This is a genomic window from Microcoleus sp. Pol12B4 (genome assembly GCF_036701385.1).
In the GTDB taxonomy this organism is placed as follows: Bacteria; Cyanobacteriota; Cyanobacteriia; order Cyanobacteriales; family Microcoleaceae; genus Microcoleus.
Genome location: NZ_JAUBQR010000142.1, coordinates 1 through 17785 on the forward strand (window position 1 = coordinate 1; position 17785 = coordinate 17785).

Below are 17785 nucleotides of genomic sequence, written 5' to 3' on the forward strand. Positions count from 1 at the left end.
AGTTGGAAGCGTATATAACGGATGATTTGTGGCTGAAGAATGCGGCTCATGCAAATAATATGGCAGCCAAATTAGCCGCAGGTTTGGCGGGAGTTGAGGGAGCGAAGTTTTGCCATCAAGTTGAAGCCAACGAGATTTTTATTCAACTTCCCGAATCTGTAATTACAGGGGTTTTAGCTGAGGGCTTTCTGTTTTATAGGTGGGATGAATGTACTCTTAGACTGGTAACGGCTTTTAATACTTTGGAAGCAGATGTTGTTGCTTTGGTGGAAGCGGTTAAACGACATCACCGATTATTTCGTAAGGGCGAGTTGGACGAATAATATCGGACGAGTACCAACAATCTAGATAAACCCGCCACCACAACAGATAACCCACATCAACATTAAATTTGGCTCGAATGCGGAAAATCTACATTCTGATTTTTCGTTTGATGGGGGCGGGCTTGAGAGATTGCTGGTTATTTACAATTATTGTTTGTGAAACCCGTACCTACAATTTAATAGATTGAGGAACAGGTTCGGCAACTGCGGCTAGTTCGGGTTCAACTTCTGCGAGATGTGCTTCTAAAAGCGCCAGATTTCTCATGTTTGATTTATAAAAAGCATCGAAGATATCTCCGACTAACGGTACTGAACCCACCACGGCTTCTAGACCGATGTTGTAAACCATTTTCCCTAGAGTTTTTTGGGGAATGTTGAATCGAGTTGCTAAATAAATTAGGTAGGCGGAAAACGCGGTATCTACGATATCCCCAGCACCCGGAACTAAACCGATAATGGGGTCTAAACCAATGCGAAATTTAGTGCCGGGGATGCCAATGGCGGTATCCATCAGGCGGCTGAGTTTGCGGATGCGGTTGAGGGTGGCGAGACGCTCTATGTTGTTCATATTATTATTGTTGAACTAGGTTGAAAATTTGAAATCTGTCGGAAGAGGGAAAAAAAACATCTAGAAACCGCTCATTCTCGATCTTCGCTAATATGCTGAATTCCCCATTCGTGCATGGCATTAATAATCGGTTTGAGACTTTCGCCCAAAGGCGTTAGCGAATATTCAACTTTTGGCGGCACTTGCAGGTAAATTTCCCGGTGCACGATCGCGTCTGATTCCATTTCGCGCAGTTGCTGCGTCAGCATCTTCTGAGTAATGCCGTTGACAGCTCGTTGCAGCTCGTTAAAACGCTTCACTCCTTGAAACAACTCCCGCAGAATCAAGACTTTCCAGCGCCCGCCAATCACCTCTAGAGTTCGTTCTACAGGGCAATTTGCTCGATCGACCTTTACTTCTTGGACTTGCATAGTATCTTTTTGGTAAGTACCGCACTTTTAAGTGCGTACTATCCATAATAGCTTGACTAGGTTTAAAATAAAAACATCAAAGAAATACCCGATAAATTTCACTGAGGATTGAGAAAATGATTACCGTCAGAAAAAGTGAAGCAAGAGGACACGCAAATCACGGTTGGCTGGACAGTTACCACACATTTTCTTTTGCGGGCTATTACGATCCAAATTATATGAATTTTCGCTCTTTGCGGGTAATTAATGAGGATTTTGTTAGCCCCGGCAGAGGTTTCGGCACTCACGGACACAGCGACATGGAAATCATTACTTATGTATTAGAAGGAGCATTAGAACACAAGGATAGTTTGGGTACTGGTGCAGTGATTAAACCCGGTGAAGTGCAGCGGATGAGTGCAGGTACGGGTATCCAGCACAGCGAGTTCAATAACTCGCAAACAGACCCAGTTCATTTGCTGCAAATCTGGCTGTTACCCGATACAAAAGGCTTGCAGCCGAGTTACGAGCAGCGCGAATTTCCCCTAGCAGAAAGGCACGGAAAACTGCGCTTAGTGGCGGCGCGAGATGCGAGAGATGGTGCTGTGAAAGTGCATCAAGATGTTGATTTGTATGCGGCTGTTTTGGATAAAGACTCGCGGGTTTCTCATGCTTTGCAGCCGAATCGCCACGCTTGGGTGCAAGTTGCTCGCGGCTCGGTTTTGCTGAACGGTTTGCCTTTGGAAAATGGCGACGCTGCGGCGGTTAGCGGCGAAACTGAATTGGCGATTGAAGCTACGGCAGATGCTGAATTTTTGCTGTTTGATTTGGCATAAAATTGGGCATCCTACATACTAAGTAAGGTGCGCAATGCGCACCTTACTTAGGGTGGGTTACTACTTAGGAAATAAGTAAATAGGAGGAAGACAGTAAATTTTATTTGTGGTATTTTTACTAAGGTTAAGTGTTTAGGATAAATTTTTATGCAAGAAAACCCGATCGCCAGAAAGCATCTTATTTGGAGCCTCATCACTGGTTTAGCAGTTGGCGCGATCGCGGGCGCACCTATCGGCTGGATGGCTAATGGGTATTATTCCGAGCAGCGTTTGGCTCAAATTCTGATTTGCCGAGAAAAGAATAGAGATCAGCCAGTTGCTATTGTTGAGGCTAGGTGCGGTTCCAGATTCTAAATTTTTCTGCTAGCCAGAGGGCTGTGTCAAATATTGTGAGGCTTGTGCGAATGTCGAAAGTTTGATCGTCGCGCAGGCGTTTTGCCGTTGTCAACCGTCAATATGCCACAAACCGGAAAAGTTATCCGTCAGTTGATATGTGGGTATGTTAAATTGACACAATAATGAATTACAGCAGAACAATTCCGGCTATTTTGAGTGCTACGATCGCCCTGAGTTCGATCGCGCTCATCCCACTGACATCACCTCAAATTGCCCTCGCATTAACCGCCGACAAAGTTAAAACCGTTGCCCAACAAATTACTGTTCGCATCCAGGGGCCAAAAGGCGGTTCGGGAGTAATTTTAGAGAAGCAGGGCAGCACATACTATATTCTCACAAACTGGCACGTTATCGATAAAGCCGGCGATTACGAGGTTGTAACTCCTGACGGCAAAGCTCACTCTGTATCATACAGCCTCGTGCGGCGAATGCCCGGTGCGGATTTGGCGATCGTACCTTTCAGCAGCGCTCAAAGCTACCCCCTAGCTCAATTAGCAAATTCCGCAGCAACTAAGGGAAACAAGGCTTATGTGGCTGGCTGGCCGATATCCGGCGGTTCTCTGAGACAGCCGATTTTCCTCGCGACGGAAGGTCAGCTTACCGGCCGCCAAACTCCCTGGAACGGCTATACTTTGGTATACAACAACTTAGTGAGAGCGGGCATGAGTGGCGGACCGGTGCTCGACGATGCGGGGCGAGTTGTCGCAATTAACGGCATTGTCAGGTTAGAGGACAATTCCGATAAAATCGTGGCTGCGGGAATAGAAATTAATACTTTCATGAAATGGCGATCGACTATTTCGCTGCCAGTAGTTCCCCAATCTCCTACTGCCGGAAACCCGAAAACTCCGGCGAATAATGCGCCCCGCACGCCCGCAAGTGCGATCGCCTTTGCTGCTACCAATACTCTCAAAGGGCCTTCCGAAGTTGTCAGTTCCCTTGCCCTAGCTTCAGCTTATTTTACTACAGGAAATAGCAACGGCACTATCTCAGTTTGGAATTTTCCCAGCGGGCAATTAAAAACTACCCTGCAAGGTCACACGGAAGCCGTAAACGCACTGGGCGCGAGTGCGGACTCCAAGGTGTTAGCTAGCGGCAGCGACGACAAAACTGTGAAAATTTGGAATTTAGAAACTGGCGCGGTTGTACGCACTTTGAGCGGGCATTCCAATGCAGTTTCGAGCGTTGCCGTTAGTCCTGATGGTCAATTTGTAGCGAGCGGCAGTTGGGACAAAACGATTAAGATTTGGAACCCGAAAACAGGAGAGTTGCTGCGGACTTTGACCGGGCATTCTGGGTTGGTGAATGCTGTGGCAATTAGTCCCGACAACAAAACTTTAGCTAGCGGCAGCAAAGATGGTTCAATTAGGTTGTGGAATTTAGCTAGCGGTCAAGCAATTCGTACGATTGGCGGCAAAAACTTGGCTGTTTTGTCGCTAGATTTTACTCCCGACGGCAAAAGTTTAGCGGCGGGCAACAGCAACGGCACTGTTGGGTTGTGGAATGCCGGAAACGGGCAGTTAATTCGGCGTTTAAGCGGGCATACTGACGGGGTTTGGTCGGTGGCATTCAGTCGGGATGGCACTACGCTGGTTACTGGGAGTTGGGATAAGAGTGTGAGACTTTGGGATGTGCGATCGGGCGAATTGAGAGGTAATTTGAGCGGTCATGCTGGCTACGTTAGCGCTGTGGCGATTAGCGCAGATGGCAAGACTATTGTTAGTGCGGGTTGGTTGGGGGAAATCAAGATTTGGAAAAGGAGTTGAGATTTTTTTGAACGAACCGCGAAGGCGCGTTACGCGGAGGGGCGCGTAAGCGCTACTCAACCTAGAAACAGCCCCGCCTCTGTAGCGAAGCCAGCTACTTGAGGGTTGGGGTAGGCACGGACTCTACTGGTAGGGTGCGTCAGTTCGTAGCGATTCGATGCACATGGGCTAATCATTTCCGGGCTCCGCACCCTACTACCTAGCATTTTGCTTCAAAGTACGATCGACACTTATGATAGATTTGGTTCTTGCAGGACTACACTAAAAGACATAAATCAAATTAAGATTTGCGCCATAAATTCGATCGACCCGCTGTGCTGGGGGGACTCTGCACTTCGCGGAGTCAATCTAAAATCTAAAATCTAAAATCTAAAATTGCGTGACTTCTGACAAATGATTGAAGTAGAACACTTAAGCAAAACTTACGGTTCGACCGCAGCGATCGCGGACGTGTCCTTCTCGGTCGAATCAGGAGAAATTCTCGGGTTTTTGGGGCCAAACGGCGCTGGCAAAACCACAACCATGCGGATTTTGTCGGGATATTTGCCGGCATCCAGTGGTACGGCCCGCATCGCCGGCCTCGATGTTCACGAAAACTCGATGGCCGTCAGACAGCGCATCGGCTATCTGCCGGAAAACCCGCCACTGTATCCAGAAATGAGTGTGGAAGGGTTTCTCTTTTTTGTGGCCAGGATTAAGCAAGTACCTGCGGGCGATCGCGCGCGACGAGTTACGTCCGCGATCGAACGCTGCGGCCTGGTTGATAAACGCAAAGTTTTAATCCGCAAGCTTTCTAAAGGATTTCGTCAGCGCGTCGGTATCGCTCAGGCGATCGTCCACGACCCGCCAGTGATTATCTTAGACGAACCAACCGTCGGCCTCGACCCCCGACAAATCATCGAAGTCCGCAATTTAATCAAAAGTCTTGGCGGCCAGCACACAATCATCCTTTCCACGCACATTCTGCCGGAAGTCAGCATGACTTGTAACCGCGTTACCATCATCAATCGCGGTAAAATCGTCGCTGCGGGTAGTCCCGAAAATTTGATGGGAGAGTTGGCGGTGGGAGAGGGCTACGAACTCGAAGTCGAAGGCGAGGCAGATTTGGTAAACAGTCTGCTTTTGCCTTCTTTGGAAAATTTGCCAGGAGTTCGATCGGTCGAATTAATTCCCAGCCAGCAATTTTTAGTGAATCGCTACCGCCTGCGGGCTTTGTGCGAACCGGAAAGAGAACCAGGACGAGAAATTGCTACAGCTATCCTCGCCTCTGGATTCGGACTCTGCGAAATGCGCCGCTCTCGCGCTACTTTGGAAGATGTGTTTTTAAGGCTGACAGCGGCTGAAAAGAAACCGGAAGAAAATCTGGTTCACAGCGAACCGGAGGTCGATCGAAATCTCCAAGAAGCCACAGAAATTCAAGATTCGCTCGCGGATTCTCATCAATCGGAATCACAACTTACGAGCATCCCGGACAATCTGCCCGTTTCAAATAAACCAGAGTCTTTCTATGATTCTCATTCAGCATCGGAACCAGTTGCAGAAACTGAAGAGTTGCTTTATGATTCTCATTCCGCATCGGAACCGGTTGCAGAAACCGTACAGCCGATAGAACTTTCTCGACCAGAATTAGAATCAGTTGCAGAAACCGCAGAGTTGATAGAACATCCTCAACCAGAATTAGAACCAGTTGCAGAAACCGTAGAGTTGATAGAACATCCTCAACCAGAATTAGAACCAGTTGCAGAAACCGTAGAGCCGATAGAACATCCTCAATCAGAATCAGAACCAGTTGCAGAAAACGTAGATTTGAGTGAAGCGAAGCATCTCAGTTTGGGTGTCACAGGAACCCGAGGATCTTACTCGCTACAGATATCTAAACAAGCAAGCAGGATGCTCACTTTTGTAAAAAATGTTTTTTATAAAAGTGAGAGACTCCCGATAGAACCTTCTCCATCAGCACCAGTTGTCGAAAATCTAGAAGTTTCAGAAACCATAGAGTTGATCGACTATTCTCAACCAGAATCCGAACCAGTTGTCGAAAGACAAGAGTCGAGCGAGTATCATGAACCAGAACCGATTGTCGAAAATCTAGAAGTTTCAGAAACCATAGAGTCGATCAACTATTCTCAACCAGAATCCGAACCAGTTGTCGAAAGGCAAAAGTCGAGCGAGGCTCGTGAACCAGAACCAATTGTCCAAAATGTAGAAGGTTCAGAAACCGTAGAGTCGATCGACTATTCTCAACCAGAATCCGAACCTGTTGTCGAAAGGCAAGAGTCGATCGAGCATCATCAACCAGAACCAATTGTCGAAAATCTGCCCGTTGTTTCAGAAAGCCTAGAGCTGATCGAGCATCCTCAACCAGAAACGATTATCGAAAATCTGCTGGTTGTCGAAACGCAAGAGTCGCTGGACTATTCTCAACCAGAATCCGAACCTGTTGTCGAAAGGCAAGAGTCGCTCGACTATTCTCAACCAGAATCCGAACAAATTACAGAAACACCAGAGGAAATAAGCGATTTAGAACCTGAAATGCAACCAGTCGCAGAGTTTCTGGAAACTGTAGAAAGACAAGAGTTGATCGAACATCCTCAACCAGAACCGATTGTCGAAAATCTGCTCATTGTCGAAACAGTAGAGTCGCTAGAGCCTTCTCCACCAGAACCGATTGTCGAAACAGTAGAGTCGATCGAGCATCCTCAACCAGAACCGATTGTCGAAAATCTGCTCATTGTCGAAACAGTAGAGTCGCTAGAGCCTTCTCAACCAGAACCTGTTGTCGAAAATCAGCTCATTGTTCAAATGGTAGAGCCGATCGAGCCTTCTCAACCAGAACCCCAACTGATTTTAGATACACCAAATTCGCTAGAGCCTTCTCAACCAGAACCTGTTGTCGAAAATCAGCTCCTTGTTCAAATGGTAGAGCCGATTAAGCCTTCTCAACCAGAACCCCAACTGATTTTAGATACACCAAATTCGTTAGAGCCTTCTCAACCAGAATCCGAACCGATTTTAGATGCGCCTAAGTCGCTAGAACATTCTCAACCAGAATCCGAACCTGTTGTAAAAAATCGACCACTCAAAAAAAAGCCACAACCGAGTAGCGATTCTCGACCACAACAGCCACCAGTTAGCAAAAAGCGACAAATAGAAAGAAAAAAACAGGATAGCGACGGCAGCGAAACACCACCTGCAGGCGACTCAGAATGAACCAACTACCAATGGCCAATTACCCATTCCCAATTCCTAAATGTTAGTAATGATTAGTAATATTGTCGCAATTTACCGGAAAGAACTACAAAGCTATTTTGCATCGCCATTAGCCTATGCCATCGCAGCAGTCTTTTGGCTAATCACCGGCTACTTTTTAATAGCCATCCTCCTCGCTCCCGACGGGTTAATTCCCCAAATCGGCCAGCGAGACCAAATGGGAATTACCGAACCTCCCATCGACGTTGCTTACGAATTCCTGCAACTCTTCCTGCGAATCATGGGTTCCCTTTCCTTGTTCGTACTACCTGCACTCTCAATGGGACTTTACGCAGAAGAACGCAAACGTGGAACCTTAGAACTATTAGCCACATCGCCCTTAACAAACTGGGCAGTTGCTACCGGCAAACTCCTCGGTGTTTTAACATTTTATACCACCATGTTGGTGCCCCTGCTGTTCTGCGAGGCGATCGCCCTCAGTTCCTCAACCCCACCCGTACCCCCCGGAGTTCTTCTACTAGGACACGGCGGCTTAATCTTACTAGCAGCAGGAGTATTGTCCCTCGGAATGTTTATTTCCTCCCTCACCGACAGCACAATTTTATCCGCCATCCTCACCTTCACTCTAGTATTATTTCTGTGGGTGATCGATGCAGTCGCCGTAGCTATCGGTGGCCCATTCGGAACGGCATTAGGACATTTGTCGCTGCTAACAAATTACACCAATCTTGTCAAGGGAGTTTTCGATACTAGCAGTTTAATTATGTTTGCCAGTTACATCATTTTAGGAGTATTTCTGACCGCGCAATCCATCGATGCCTTGCGATATCAGCGTTCTTAAAAGCATTGGGAAAGGCGTCGAAAAATAAAGAGGAAAGAGTGGGAAAGTAAAAGATTTGGAGAGTTGCACATTAAAGGAGACACCACCAATTCGCAATGCCCCATTCCCATATCCAATTAATGTTAGTTATTCCACTAATTACTTGAAAAATGAGATTTATCAATCCCAAAATCGACTTTGCGTTCAAAAAAATATTCGGTTCCAGCGACAGCAAAGATATCCTGATTAATTTTTTAAACGCTATCCTTTATGAAGCACAGCCTGTCATCGAAGACTTAGAAATAATTGACTCCCAACCAGAACCTCAAACTCTCGCAACCCAAGACACACACCTAGATGTAAAAGCCACAATTAACGGCGGCAGAATCGCCCTAGTTGAACTTCAACTGATCAACGTGCCTTCTTTTGGGAACAGAGTTTTGTACAACGCTGCCAAAAGCTACAGCCAGCAATTAACAGGAAAAGAACGCTACGAAAGACTAAAAACAGTAATTTCATTGAAAATTGCCGACTTTGAAATGTTTGAGAATCAGCCGGAATTTATGTCACGGTTTGTTTTCCAAGAAAAAGAACAACAGTTTGAGTGTCCAGATACTGAAATAGAATTAGTATTTATCGAACTGCCAAAATTTAGCAAGGGATTAGCAGAATTAGAAACAACCGCAGAGCAATGGATTTACTTTCTCGAAAATACCAGCACTTTGGAGACAGTACCAGAAACACTCAGTGCAGTTCCCGAAATTCAGAAAGCTTTTAGAATTGCCAGCGAGGAAAACTTCACTCAGGAAGAATTAAATGAATTGCACAAGCAAGAACTGTGGATAGAAGACCAGCAGATTGCCATAGAGATAGCAAGAGAACAGGTGACAAAAAGCGCTCAACTATCGTTAATATTGCGTCAGCTAGTGCGGCGTTTAGGCACAATACAACCGGAAACCGAAAACAGCATCCGTCAATTAGGCGTAGAGCAATTAGAAGAACTAGGAGATGCCGTGCTGGATTTCAACAAGCCGTCAGATTTAACAGCATGGTTGCAGGCTAATGCGATATAGAATAACATCCTCGATCCGGAAATTTTTCCCTCAATATTTACCTTATGAAAATTAGCAAAACAAATTGGAAATACGTTTTTTTGCTGGGTCCCCTCCTCATCGCAGCGGGGGTAACAGCAGCACTTGTATCTGGAGTATGGGACCCCCTGACAGTCGGTTTAGTTATTGCCGGAGCAGTGACGATCGCACTTTGGCTGCTATATTTGAGTTACGAACAAAGCTTTTGGGGGCAGCGTTCCACTCAAGCCAGCACCAACGCCCTGATTGCTACCCTCGCCGTCTTTGTGATACTCGGAGTAATTAACTTCATAGCCGTTCGCTATCCCGTCCGTATTGACTTAACCGAAAGCCAACAATTTACCCTTGCCCCGCAGACTCAACAAATACTGCGAAATCTGCAACAAACAGTCAAAGTTTGGGTATTTGACCCCATCCAAAACCCCCAAATTAAAGAATTGCTGCAAAGCTACAAACGCGAGGGAGGCGAAAAATTCCAATTCGAGTTTGTTGACCCGCAAGCCCAACCTGGAAAAGCGCGGGAATTTAGTATTACCAGCATCGGAGAAGTTTACCTGCAATCCGGCGACAAAAAACAGGTACTGCAAAAAGGTGGCACTGCTTTTGGTAGCGACCCAAATCAAGGTCTTTCAGAGATAAAACTGACCAATGGCTTAGAAGAAATCCTGAGCACTCGCGTTGCTACAGTTTACTTTTTGCAAGGCAAAGGAGCCCGCCCGATAAAGGAAGGTCAAGGCGGTATTCAGCAAGCTGAAAAAGCTCTGAAAGATAAATACTACAACGCCCAAACGCTGAATTTGACCGAACGAAAAGAAGTGCCAGAAGATGCAGATGCTTTAATCGTTCCGGGGCAGGACAAACCGTTTTCCGATACAGAAATTAAAGCACTAAAAGCTTATCTCGATCGCGGCGGCAGTTTATTGTTAATGGTAGACCCGGCAATTGATACCGGATTGGACAAAATGCTGCAAGAATGGGGCGTCAAACTAGACACCCGTTTGGCCATCGATGCTTCGGGAACTGGTCAAAGATTTGGCCTGGGCCCTACGGTTCCCACAGTCAGGCGCTACGGCGAACATCCGATTACTCAAAGTTTTGGTACCGGCATTTCATTTTATCCATTTGCGCGTGCTTTGGAAACCTCGCCAGTCGAAGGGATAGAGGAAAAACCGCTGATTTGGACGAGTCAGGAAAGTTGGGCCGAAAGCGATTTGACGACTAAGAAATTGGAGTTTGATCAAAAGACCGATAAACAAGGCCCGCTATTATTAGGTGTAGCTTTAGTTCGATCGTCCACTGACAGCACTCCCTTAAAACCCTCACCTTCACCAACACCAACACCCGTCACCCCTTCACCCCAAACATCGCCCACAACTTCACCGTCGCCGATAAATTCACCATCACCGACAACATCACCATCACCCATAGATTCACCATCGCCGACAGATTCACCATCGCCGACAGGTTCGCCATCGCCGACCACTTCCCCATCACCGACAACTTCTTCCCCATCGCCGACAACATCACCATCACCCATAGATTCACCATCGCCGACAACATCACCATCACCCATAGATTTACCATCGCCGACAACTTCGCCATCACCGACACCTTCGCCATCGCCGACAACTTCGCCAACAGCTTCCCCAATCAGCTATTCAGTGATTGTCTCGCAAGAAGCAACGCCTCCTGCATTACCGACGACTTCGCCAACACCGGCAGCATCTCCCATAGCATCTCCCACAGCATCGGCAGAAAGTTCGCCAACACCAACACCCGCAGCATCTCCCACAGCATCTCCCAGTCCAACTCCAACTCCTTCCGCGCCTTCAACTCCTAGAAAAACATCGCGAATGGTAATAATTGGCACATCTCAATTTGTGACTAACGGTTGGTTTGACCAACAACTCAATAGCGACGTGTTTCTCAATTCAGTCAGTTGGTTGAGTAAACCAGACCAGCAAAGCTTTTCTATCAGTCCGAAAAAAGCTACCAACCGCCGTATTAACATGACGACCATCCAAGTAGGATTGCTGGTGTTAGCTTGGCTAATTTGGCCTTTACTCGGACTGGGAATTGGCGGCGCTATCTGGTGGAAGAGAAGATAAGTTCGCCAACAAATTCTCTAAGGAATTTAACGAATTTATTTGCCTCTTTCTGGTTTTTGTACCTCTTACCCATTACCAATTCCTAATTCCTAATTCCGTAAGGTGCGCCCGGTAGCGCACCTTACCCATTGTCAATTCCTAATACTTCGGCTACGCGAGCGTACAAGTTCCTAATTCCTAATTTCCCTAGGGTGCGTCTCTTACCAATTGCCCATTCCCCATTCCCCATTACCATGCCGAATTCGCTGTTACTATGAAATTGCAGAAAAATACATTAGTATTGATAGCCGTCGCGCTGAGCATGACGGGGTTGGTTGCTTTGTTCGAGATGCAAGTATCTCCGAAACAGGAAGCCGCAAAGGAAGAAAAACAGAAAATTTTTGCTTTTAACTCCGATCGCGTACAATTCTTTACAGTCAAAACTCCCGAAAAAATATTGACTTTTGAACGAGTTTATGCTACAAAAGGAGGCAAATCGAGCTGGGAAATGAAATTGCCAGTGCAAGCACACGCGAGTCAGGCATCGGTGGATTTTTTGCTCGACAGGCTGGCAACAGGAAAGAGCGATCGCACGATTAATATTACTGCTGCTCAACTGCCCGAATTCGGTCTCGACCAACCCCAAGCTACAGTCACAGTAAAACTGGACAACCAGGAAACTCACCGCCTAGTTTTAGGCAAAACAGACTTTAGCGGCCGCTTCTTGTACGCTCAAGCAAATCCGCCGGAAGCGCCCCCTCAAAATTCAGCCGAAAATTTGCCCGTGCTGCTAGTACCTTTTGACTTTAAAAATGCCACTCAGCGACCTTTGTCAGAGTGGAAAAAAGCAGAAGCACCCAAAACAGAGAAACCGCAAAAACCCTCTCCCACGCCAAGTCCTGAGAATCAATAGATGGCAGATCGATCTCAGATGTTGCACCATTCTCAATAAGCCTTTTATGAAGAGGCAAGATGCCTGTTCCACAAAGAGTTCATTTTCTTGTGGAACAGGCCCGAAAGCCTGTTGCTGACAATGGTGCGCTCTGGGATAGAATTTAAAGAACAAATCCCAAAACCTGTTACATCCAACATTCCTCACCTAAAATACAGAAAAGTCTAAACTTAAACTGTATTTAAGTGGCGTGCATTACCCCCAGGAAAGGGCGAATATGTTTCAGACAGCACTCAACCAAGGTACGACAGCAACGGATACAGCGCTTGACGTTGAACTCCGCAAGGTCTTTAAGGTATTTAACGGCGAAACCGCAGTCCGCGGAGTTGACCTCAACATCCGCCGAGGAGAATTTTTTAGCATCCTCGGTCCCAGTGGCTGCGGTAAGACTACGACGCTGCGCTTAATCGCTGGGTTCGAGACTCCCTCAGCGGGCGAATTGATGATTCGGGGCCAGTCGATGACCAACACTCCAGCTTACCGCCGTCCGGTAAATACTGTTTTTCAAAGCTACGCTTTGTTCGGACACATGAATGTCTGGGACAATATCGCTTTTGGATTGCGGATCAAAAAGCTGGGGAAAGCAGAAATTGAAGAACGGGTAAGGGAAGTTTTGCAATTGGTGAAAATGGAATCTTTCGCCAACAGGTTTCCCGGTCAAATGTCGGGCGGCCAGCAGCAGCGGGTGGCTTTGGCGAGAGCTCTGGTAAATCGACCGGCGGTTTTACTGCTGGACGAGCCCTTGGGTGCTCTGGATTTGAAGTTGCGGAAGCAGATGCAGTTGGAACTGTCGAATTTGCATCAAGAATTGGGTTTGACTTTTGTGATGGTGACTCACGACCAAGAAGAGGCGATGAGTCTGTCTGACCGGATTGCGGTGATGCACGAGGGGAGGATTGAGCAAATTGGCTCTCCTGAAGAAATTTATGAGTGCCCGCAGACGGCTTTTGTGGCCGATTTTATTGGCGATACGAATTTGTTTGGGGGTACGGTAGAATCGATCGACCGATCGACTATCACAGTTCGCACATCAGCCAATCTGAAAATAGTCGTTCAGCAGTCGGATATGTGGAGTGGCGTCACAGGCGACTCTGTGGTGGTCAGCGTCCGGCCCGAAAAAGTATATTTGAATCTCTACCAGCCGGAAGTGTCGGTCAACTGTTTTGAAGGGCGGCTCAAAAATACTATGTACATGGGCACGCACGTTCATTACGTGGTTGAGTTGGCGTCGGGCGATAAAATTACTGTACGCCAGCCAAATACCGGTGGCTCTTTCCCAGACCCGCACACGCCGATTTACGCTTATTGGGGAACTACTGATTGTCTCGCTTTGACCGAGCGAGCCTAATTGGGAAACGAAGGAAGAAGGAAGTTCGGCAACGGATTCGCTTTCTGAGGATGTAACGGATGTAACGGATGTCAAGAAAAAGGAAGAAGGAAGAGGGGGAGAATGGGAGAATTTCCCCATTACCAATTATTCCTTATTACAAATTCTCAAATCTAAAATCGAATTTCCCAATCCCCAATTCCCCAATCTAAAATCTAAAATCTAAAATCTAAAATCTAACTGTGCCTCCGACTAACTTACCAATTTCCAGGATTTTCCCGGCTAATTCTACACGCCGTCAGTTCCTAAAAAATTCGGCGGCGACAATTTCCGGTTTAGCTCTTTCGAGTTGTGGCTGGCGACTTGCAGACGTACAATCTGCTCCTCCCGTCAAAGGTGCGGCAGACAAACTTTTCATCTATACTTGGGCAGGCTATACCGATGAAGCTTTGCTCGATCGCTTTGCCGAAAAAACCGGCATTCGCGTAGTGGCCGACGTGTTTAGTTCCAACGAAGAGATGCTGGCGAGAGTTCAAGCCGGTGGCGCCCGCGCCTACAGCATCATTTACCCATCTGATTACATGGTGGTTCAAATGACGGAACTCGGGCTGTTGAGCCCATTAGACCATTCGGTTTTGGGCGGGCTCGATCGGCTAAAAAAACAGTTCCAAAACCCTGTCTATGACCCAGGAAACCGCTACAGCGTGCCTTTGAGTTGGGGAACCACAGGCTTGATTTACAACACCGAACAACTCAAAGAAGCTCCTGAAGATTGGGACTATTTGTGGCAGCATAAACAGGAGTTAGCAAAGCGAATGACGCTGGCGAGTGATGTTCGAGAAGTCATGGGCGCAGCGTTGCGGATGCTGGGCTATTCTCTGAATTCTACGAACCAAGATCAAGTGAAACAAGCTTACGAAAAGTTGGTGGAACTCAAACCGGCGATCGCATCTTTTACTACTGATGCTTGGCGGCCTCAAATGCTGACGGGGGATTTGAAGGTAGCTATGTGTTATTCTTCTGATGCTAATGAAGTAATTTCAGATAACGATAAATTGAAGTATATCGTCCCCAAAAGCGGTTCTTCTCTGTGGACTGACACTTTAGTAATTCCTCAAGGTGCTCCCAATCCCGAAGCAGCTTATAAATGGATTAACTTTCTCCTGCAAGCCGATGTCGCTGCTTCTTTAGTAGAGCGACTCAGTTTTTCAACTCCTTCGGAAGATGCTTTTAGTTTGTTGACGCCGGAAGTCCGCGAAAACGAGATTCTTTTCCCTTCGGAGGATATTTTGAAAAAGTGCGAAGGTGTGGCTCCTGTAGGGAAATTTATGGAAGTTTACGATCGCTATTGGACTCAATTAACCAGCGGCTAATCATCAAACCGAGGGCGGGTTTTACAGGCAATCTCTAATTATAACCCAATATTTAAACAAACTCGCCCCCGCACAGCAGATCGCCCACTCTATCCGTATTATATTGGCGTTAATCCGCGTTCATCAGCGGTTAAAAACTCAAAAAAATTGATCTATGGCTGTTTCAACTAGAACTCCCCCTCCTATTCCTCCCAATTCTTCCTTGAAGCCTGAAACTGTTTCCCCGTGGTCTGCTTGGGCTGGGCCACTGGCATTGCTGGGCCCTTCTGGCTTGTTGCTGCTTTTATTATTAGTCATACCAACCCTGGTAATTTTTCAGCTTAGTTTGGTGCCGAATATTAAACCGGGAGATTTGGTGAATCCTTCGGGAATCGGCAATTACCTGCGAGTGTTTGAGCCGCTGAATTTGCAGGTGATGGGTCGATCGCTCTTTTTCGCAACAGGAACGACTATTCTGTGTTTGCTGCTGGGATTTCCCGTCGCTTACTGGATCGCCCTCAATGTCTCGAAAAAGTGGCGGAATTTAACTTTGTTAGGCTTTGTGTTGCCTCTGTGGACTTCTTCGCTTTTGCGATCGTATGCTTGGATTACAATTCTGCGTCCTACAGGGGTTCTCAACTCGCTGCTGGCACTTGTAGGCATTCCTCCTCTGGAATTGCTCAATCAAAGTTCCGCAGTTTTAATCGGCATGGCTTACAGTTATTTGCCTTATATCGTGACAATTCTCTACGCTTCTTTGGAAAAGTTAGACCGCAGATTGTTAGAAGCATCTCAGGATTTGGGCGCGAATCCAGTGGAAACTTTCTGGAAAGTGACAGTACCTCAGACGATGCCGGGAATTGCTGCGGGTTCTTTGCTAGTATTTATTAGCTGTTTGGGCGATTTTGTGGATCCGGAGTTGCTCGGTGGAGCTTCGAGTATGACGGCGGCTCGTTTGATTTACAATCAGTTTTTGGGGGCTACTCAAAATTGGGGGCTGGGTTCGGCTCTGAGTATGGTATTAATCTTTGCAGTGAGTATCGGAATTGCCCTTTTGCTCAAATATGGCGATCGTAATGCAATTTAAAGAAGTCAGTAGTTATTAGTCATTAGTTATTGGTTGCTGGTTATTGGTAGCTACTCACAAATAACAACTGACAACAACCGATTACCAATTACCAATTACCAATTACCAATTACCGAGAAATGGAAAATACCCCCGAAAATCCACAGGAGGAAATACAAGCCGATATGTACTTAAAACCTAAATTTAAGATTTCTTGGCAGGTAATATTTGCCGTTTTGATGTTTTTTTATATGTACCTGCCTATCCTGGTACTCACATTTTACAGCTTTAACAAATCGCGTTTTAGCGCAGGTTGGGAAGGATTTACTTTAGATTGGTACGTTAAATTATTTAGCGATACGCGGATTTTAATTGCCCTGAGAAACAGTTTAACAGTGGCTGTTTGTGCAGTTGCAATCTCGGCTGTACTCGGCACTTTGATGGCAGTTGGTTTAGCCCGCTACCGCTTTCCTGGCAAGAGTTTATATCAGGGAGTCTCCTACTTGCCGATTATTATTCCAGATATTGCTACCGCCGTTGCTACTCTGGTATTTTTAGCAGCGCTGGCTATTCCTCTGAGTTTGTGGACAATTGTCGCAGCTCACATTGTGTTTTGTCTGGCTTACATCGCCCTAGCTGTTTCTACTAGATTGGCAGATTTAAACCCGTATTTAGAAGAGGCTGCCTTGGATTTGGGTGCAACGCCTGTTGAGGCTTTTATTCAGGTTTTGCTCCCTCAATTAATACCCGGAATTGTTTCGGGTTGTCTGCTGTCTTTTGTCCTCAGCATGGACGATTTTTTGATTGCGAGTTTTACCGCAGGTAGCGGGACTACAACTCTGCCGATGGAAATTTTTAGCCGGATTCGGACTGGGGTAAAACCTGATATTAATGCTCTCAGCGTGCTGTTGATAGTAGGTTCGGGAGGATTGGCATTTCTAGCGGAATATTTGCGCGGCCGGGGCGAGCAAAAACGGGATCATTAGTCATTAGTCATTAGTCATTGGTTATTAGTCACCAAAAAACCCGGTTTCTTTAAGAAACCGGGTTTCTGAAGCGGTAAGGTACGCAGTTCACACCCTACAGAGGTTCTGCGTCTAGGACCCAATTGCTGCTATTTTGCTGCTGGTAATTTCACCTTAGTAGCCAAACCTAGTGCTTCCAAAACTTGAATTGTCATCCAAGTGAAGTCAATTTCCCACCATTCCATCCCGTGACGCGCAGAGTATTGATAAGCATGGTGGTTGTTGTGCCAGCCTTCACCGTAAGTCAGGACAGCCACCCACCAACAGTTAGTAGAACTATCGTTTGTTTCGTAGGTGCGGTAGCCAAATTTGTGAGTGGCGCTGTTAACAAACCAGGTGCAGTGATACACCAAAACTAAGCGTACAAAAATTACCCACACTACAAACGGCCAGCCTGCTGCTAAGTAAAGCAAGACGCCAAAGACGATTTGCATCGGGAGAAAGTAGTTTTGCAAAAAATGGTAAAAGGGGTCGCTCGAAATATCTTTTGTGCAGCGGGCAATTTCAGCGTGAGCTGGACCTTTATATAGCATCCAGCCGATGTGACTCCACCAAAAACCCTTTTGGGCATTGTGAG

At 46.6% G+C, this 17785-nt stretch carries 14 protein-coding genes and 2 pseudogenes; 13 read left to right on the forward strand and 3 right to left on the reverse strand.

Going from position 1 to position 17785, the window contains the following annotated elements; all coding sequences use genetic code 11:
* A pseudogene (locus tag QUA38_RS18950) lies at positions 1–323 on the forward strand (low specificity L-threonine aldolase); the annotation flags it as partial.
* Positions 324–492: 169 nt separating this feature from the next.
* Here the strand turns inward: QUA38_RS18950 and QUA38_RS18955 are convergent.
* Positions 493–891, reverse strand: a complete 399-nt coding sequence (locus QUA38_RS18955; protein WP_333164425.1) for a DUF4112 domain-containing protein — start codon at positions 889–891, stop codon at positions 493–495.
* 71 nt (positions 892–962) lie between these two features.
* Positions 963–1301: a winged helix-turn-helix transcriptional regulator gene (locus tag QUA38_RS18960; RefSeq protein WP_190737105.1), complete on the reverse strand. Its 339-nt coding sequence runs from the start codon at positions 1299–1301 to the stop codon at positions 963–965.
* A 116-nt stretch (positions 1302–1417) separates the two neighbouring features.
* Between QUA38_RS18960 and QUA38_RS18965 the strand changes: the two genes are divergently transcribed.
* The 12 genes and pseudogenes from QUA38_RS18965 to QUA38_RS19020 all read left to right on the forward strand — a co-directional run bounded on the left by QUA38_RS18965 (position 1418) and on the right by QUA38_RS19020 (position 17169).
* Positions 1418–2116 (forward strand): pirin family protein, encoded by a 699-nt coding sequence (locus QUA38_RS18965; protein WP_333164428.1) that lies wholly within the window; start codon positions 1418–1420, stop codon positions 2114–2116.
* A 147-nt stretch (positions 2117–2263) separates the two neighbouring features.
* Positions 2264–2470: a hypothetical protein gene (locus tag QUA38_RS18970; protein ID WP_333164430.1), complete on the forward strand. Its 207-nt coding sequence runs from the start codon at positions 2264–2266 to the stop codon at positions 2468–2470.
* Between the two features lie 164 nt (positions 2471–2634).
* On the forward strand, positions 2635–4278 hold the full coding sequence (locus QUA38_RS18975) for a trypsin-like peptidase domain-containing protein (protein WP_333164432.1): 1644 nt from the start codon (positions 2635–2637) through the stop codon (positions 4276–4278).
* 393 nt (positions 4279–4671) lie between these two features.
* A pseudogene (locus QUA38_RS18980) lies at positions 4672–5622 on the forward strand (ABC transporter ATP-binding protein); the annotation flags it as partial.
* Positions 5623–7528: 1906 nt separating this feature from the next.
* Entirely contained in the window at positions 7529–8329 is an 801-nt protein-coding gene (locus QUA38_RS18985) for an ABC transporter permease (RefSeq protein WP_333164433.1), read from the forward strand.
* A 149-nt stretch (positions 8330–8478) separates the two neighbouring features.
* On the forward strand, positions 8479–9381 hold the full coding sequence (locus QUA38_RS18990; RefSeq protein WP_333164435.1) for an Rpn family recombination-promoting nuclease/putative transposase: 903 nt from the start codon (positions 8479–8481) through the stop codon (positions 9379–9381).
* A 44-nt stretch (positions 9382–9425) separates the two neighbouring features.
* Positions 9426–11507, forward strand: a complete 2082-nt coding sequence (locus QUA38_RS18995) for a Gldg family protein (protein ID WP_333164437.1) — start codon at positions 9426–9428, stop codon at positions 11505–11507.
* A 253-nt stretch (positions 11508–11760) separates the two neighbouring features.
* The gene (locus tag QUA38_RS19000) at positions 11761–12399 is read left to right on the forward strand and encodes a DUF4340 domain-containing protein (RefSeq protein ID WP_333164440.1); all 639 of its coding nucleotides are present in this window, start codon (positions 11761–11763) and stop codon (positions 12397–12399) included.
* Positions 12400–12655: 256 nt separating this feature from the next.
* The gene (locus QUA38_RS19005; protein WP_333164442.1) at positions 12656–13786 is read left to right on the forward strand and encodes an ABC transporter ATP-binding protein; all 1131 of its coding nucleotides are present in this window, start codon (positions 12656–12658) and stop codon (positions 13784–13786) included.
* Positions 13787–14007: 221 nt separating this feature from the next.
* Positions 14008–15138 carry a spermidine/putrescine ABC transporter substrate-binding protein gene (locus tag QUA38_RS19010; RefSeq protein WP_333164445.1) on the forward strand — a complete coding sequence of 377 codons (1131 nt, stop codon included), beginning with the start codon at positions 14008–14010 and terminating at the stop codon, positions 15136–15138.
* Between the two features lie 154 nt (positions 15139–15292).
* Positions 15293–16204 (forward strand): ABC transporter permease, encoded by a 912-nt coding sequence (locus QUA38_RS19015; protein ID WP_333164447.1) that lies wholly within the window; start codon positions 15293–15295, stop codon positions 16202–16204.
* Positions 16205–16323: 119 nt separating this feature from the next.
* The gene (locus QUA38_RS19020) at positions 16324–17169 is read left to right on the forward strand and encodes an ABC transporter permease (protein ID WP_333164450.1); all 846 of its coding nucleotides are present in this window, start codon (positions 16324–16326) and stop codon (positions 17167–17169) included.
* A gap of 128 nt (positions 17170–17297) precedes the next feature.
* Here QUA38_RS19020 and QUA38_RS19025 read toward each other — a convergent pair.
* The coding region (locus QUA38_RS19025) for a fatty acid desaturase (protein WP_333164452.1) at positions 17298–17785 on the reverse strand (488 nt) is incomplete at its 5' end.

Excerpts from the sequence above, each read along its gene's own strand:
- QUA38_RS18955 (WP_333164425.1), bottom strand. The coding sequence starts at position 891 with ATGAACAACATAGAGCGTCTCGCCACCCTCAACCGCATCCGCAAACTC.
- QUA38_RS18960 (WP_190737105.1), bottom strand. The coding sequence starts at position 1,301 with ATGCAAGTCCAAGAAGTAAAGGTCGATCGAGCAAATTGCCCTGTAGAA.
- QUA38_RS18965 (WP_333164428.1), top strand. The coding sequence starts at position 1,418 with ATGATTACCGTCAGAAAAAGTGAAGCAAGAGGACACGCAAATCACGGT.
- QUA38_RS18970 (WP_333164430.1), top strand. The coding sequence starts at position 2,264 with ATGCAAGAAAACCCGATCGCCAGAAAGCATCTTATTTGGAGCCTCATC.
- QUA38_RS18975 (WP_333164432.1), top strand. The coding sequence starts at position 2,635 with ATGAATTACAGCAGAACAATTCCGGCTATTTTGAGTGCTACGATCGCC.
- QUA38_RS18985 (WP_333164433.1), top strand. The coding sequence starts at position 7,529 with ATGTTAGTAATGATTAGTAATATTGTCGCAATTTACCGGAAAGAACTA.
- QUA38_RS18990 (WP_333164435.1), top strand. The coding sequence starts at position 8,479 with ATGAGATTTATCAATCCCAAAATCGACTTTGCGTTCAAAAAAATATTC.
- QUA38_RS18995 (WP_333164437.1), top strand. The coding sequence starts at position 9,426 with ATGAAAATTAGCAAAACAAATTGGAAATACGTTTTTTTGCTGGGTCCC.
- QUA38_RS19000 (WP_333164440.1), top strand. The coding sequence starts at position 11,761 with ATGAAATTGCAGAAAAATACATTAGTATTGATAGCCGTCGCGCTGAGC.
- QUA38_RS19005 (WP_333164442.1), top strand. The coding sequence starts at position 12,656 with ATGTTTCAGACAGCACTCAACCAAGGTACGACAGCAACGGATACAGCG.
- QUA38_RS19015 (WP_333164447.1), top strand. The coding sequence starts at position 15,293 with ATGGCTGTTTCAACTAGAACTCCCCCTCCTATTCCTCCCAATTCTTCC.
- QUA38_RS19020 (WP_333164450.1), top strand. The coding sequence starts at position 16,324 with ATGGAAAATACCCCCGAAAATCCACAGGAGGAAATACAAGCCGATATG.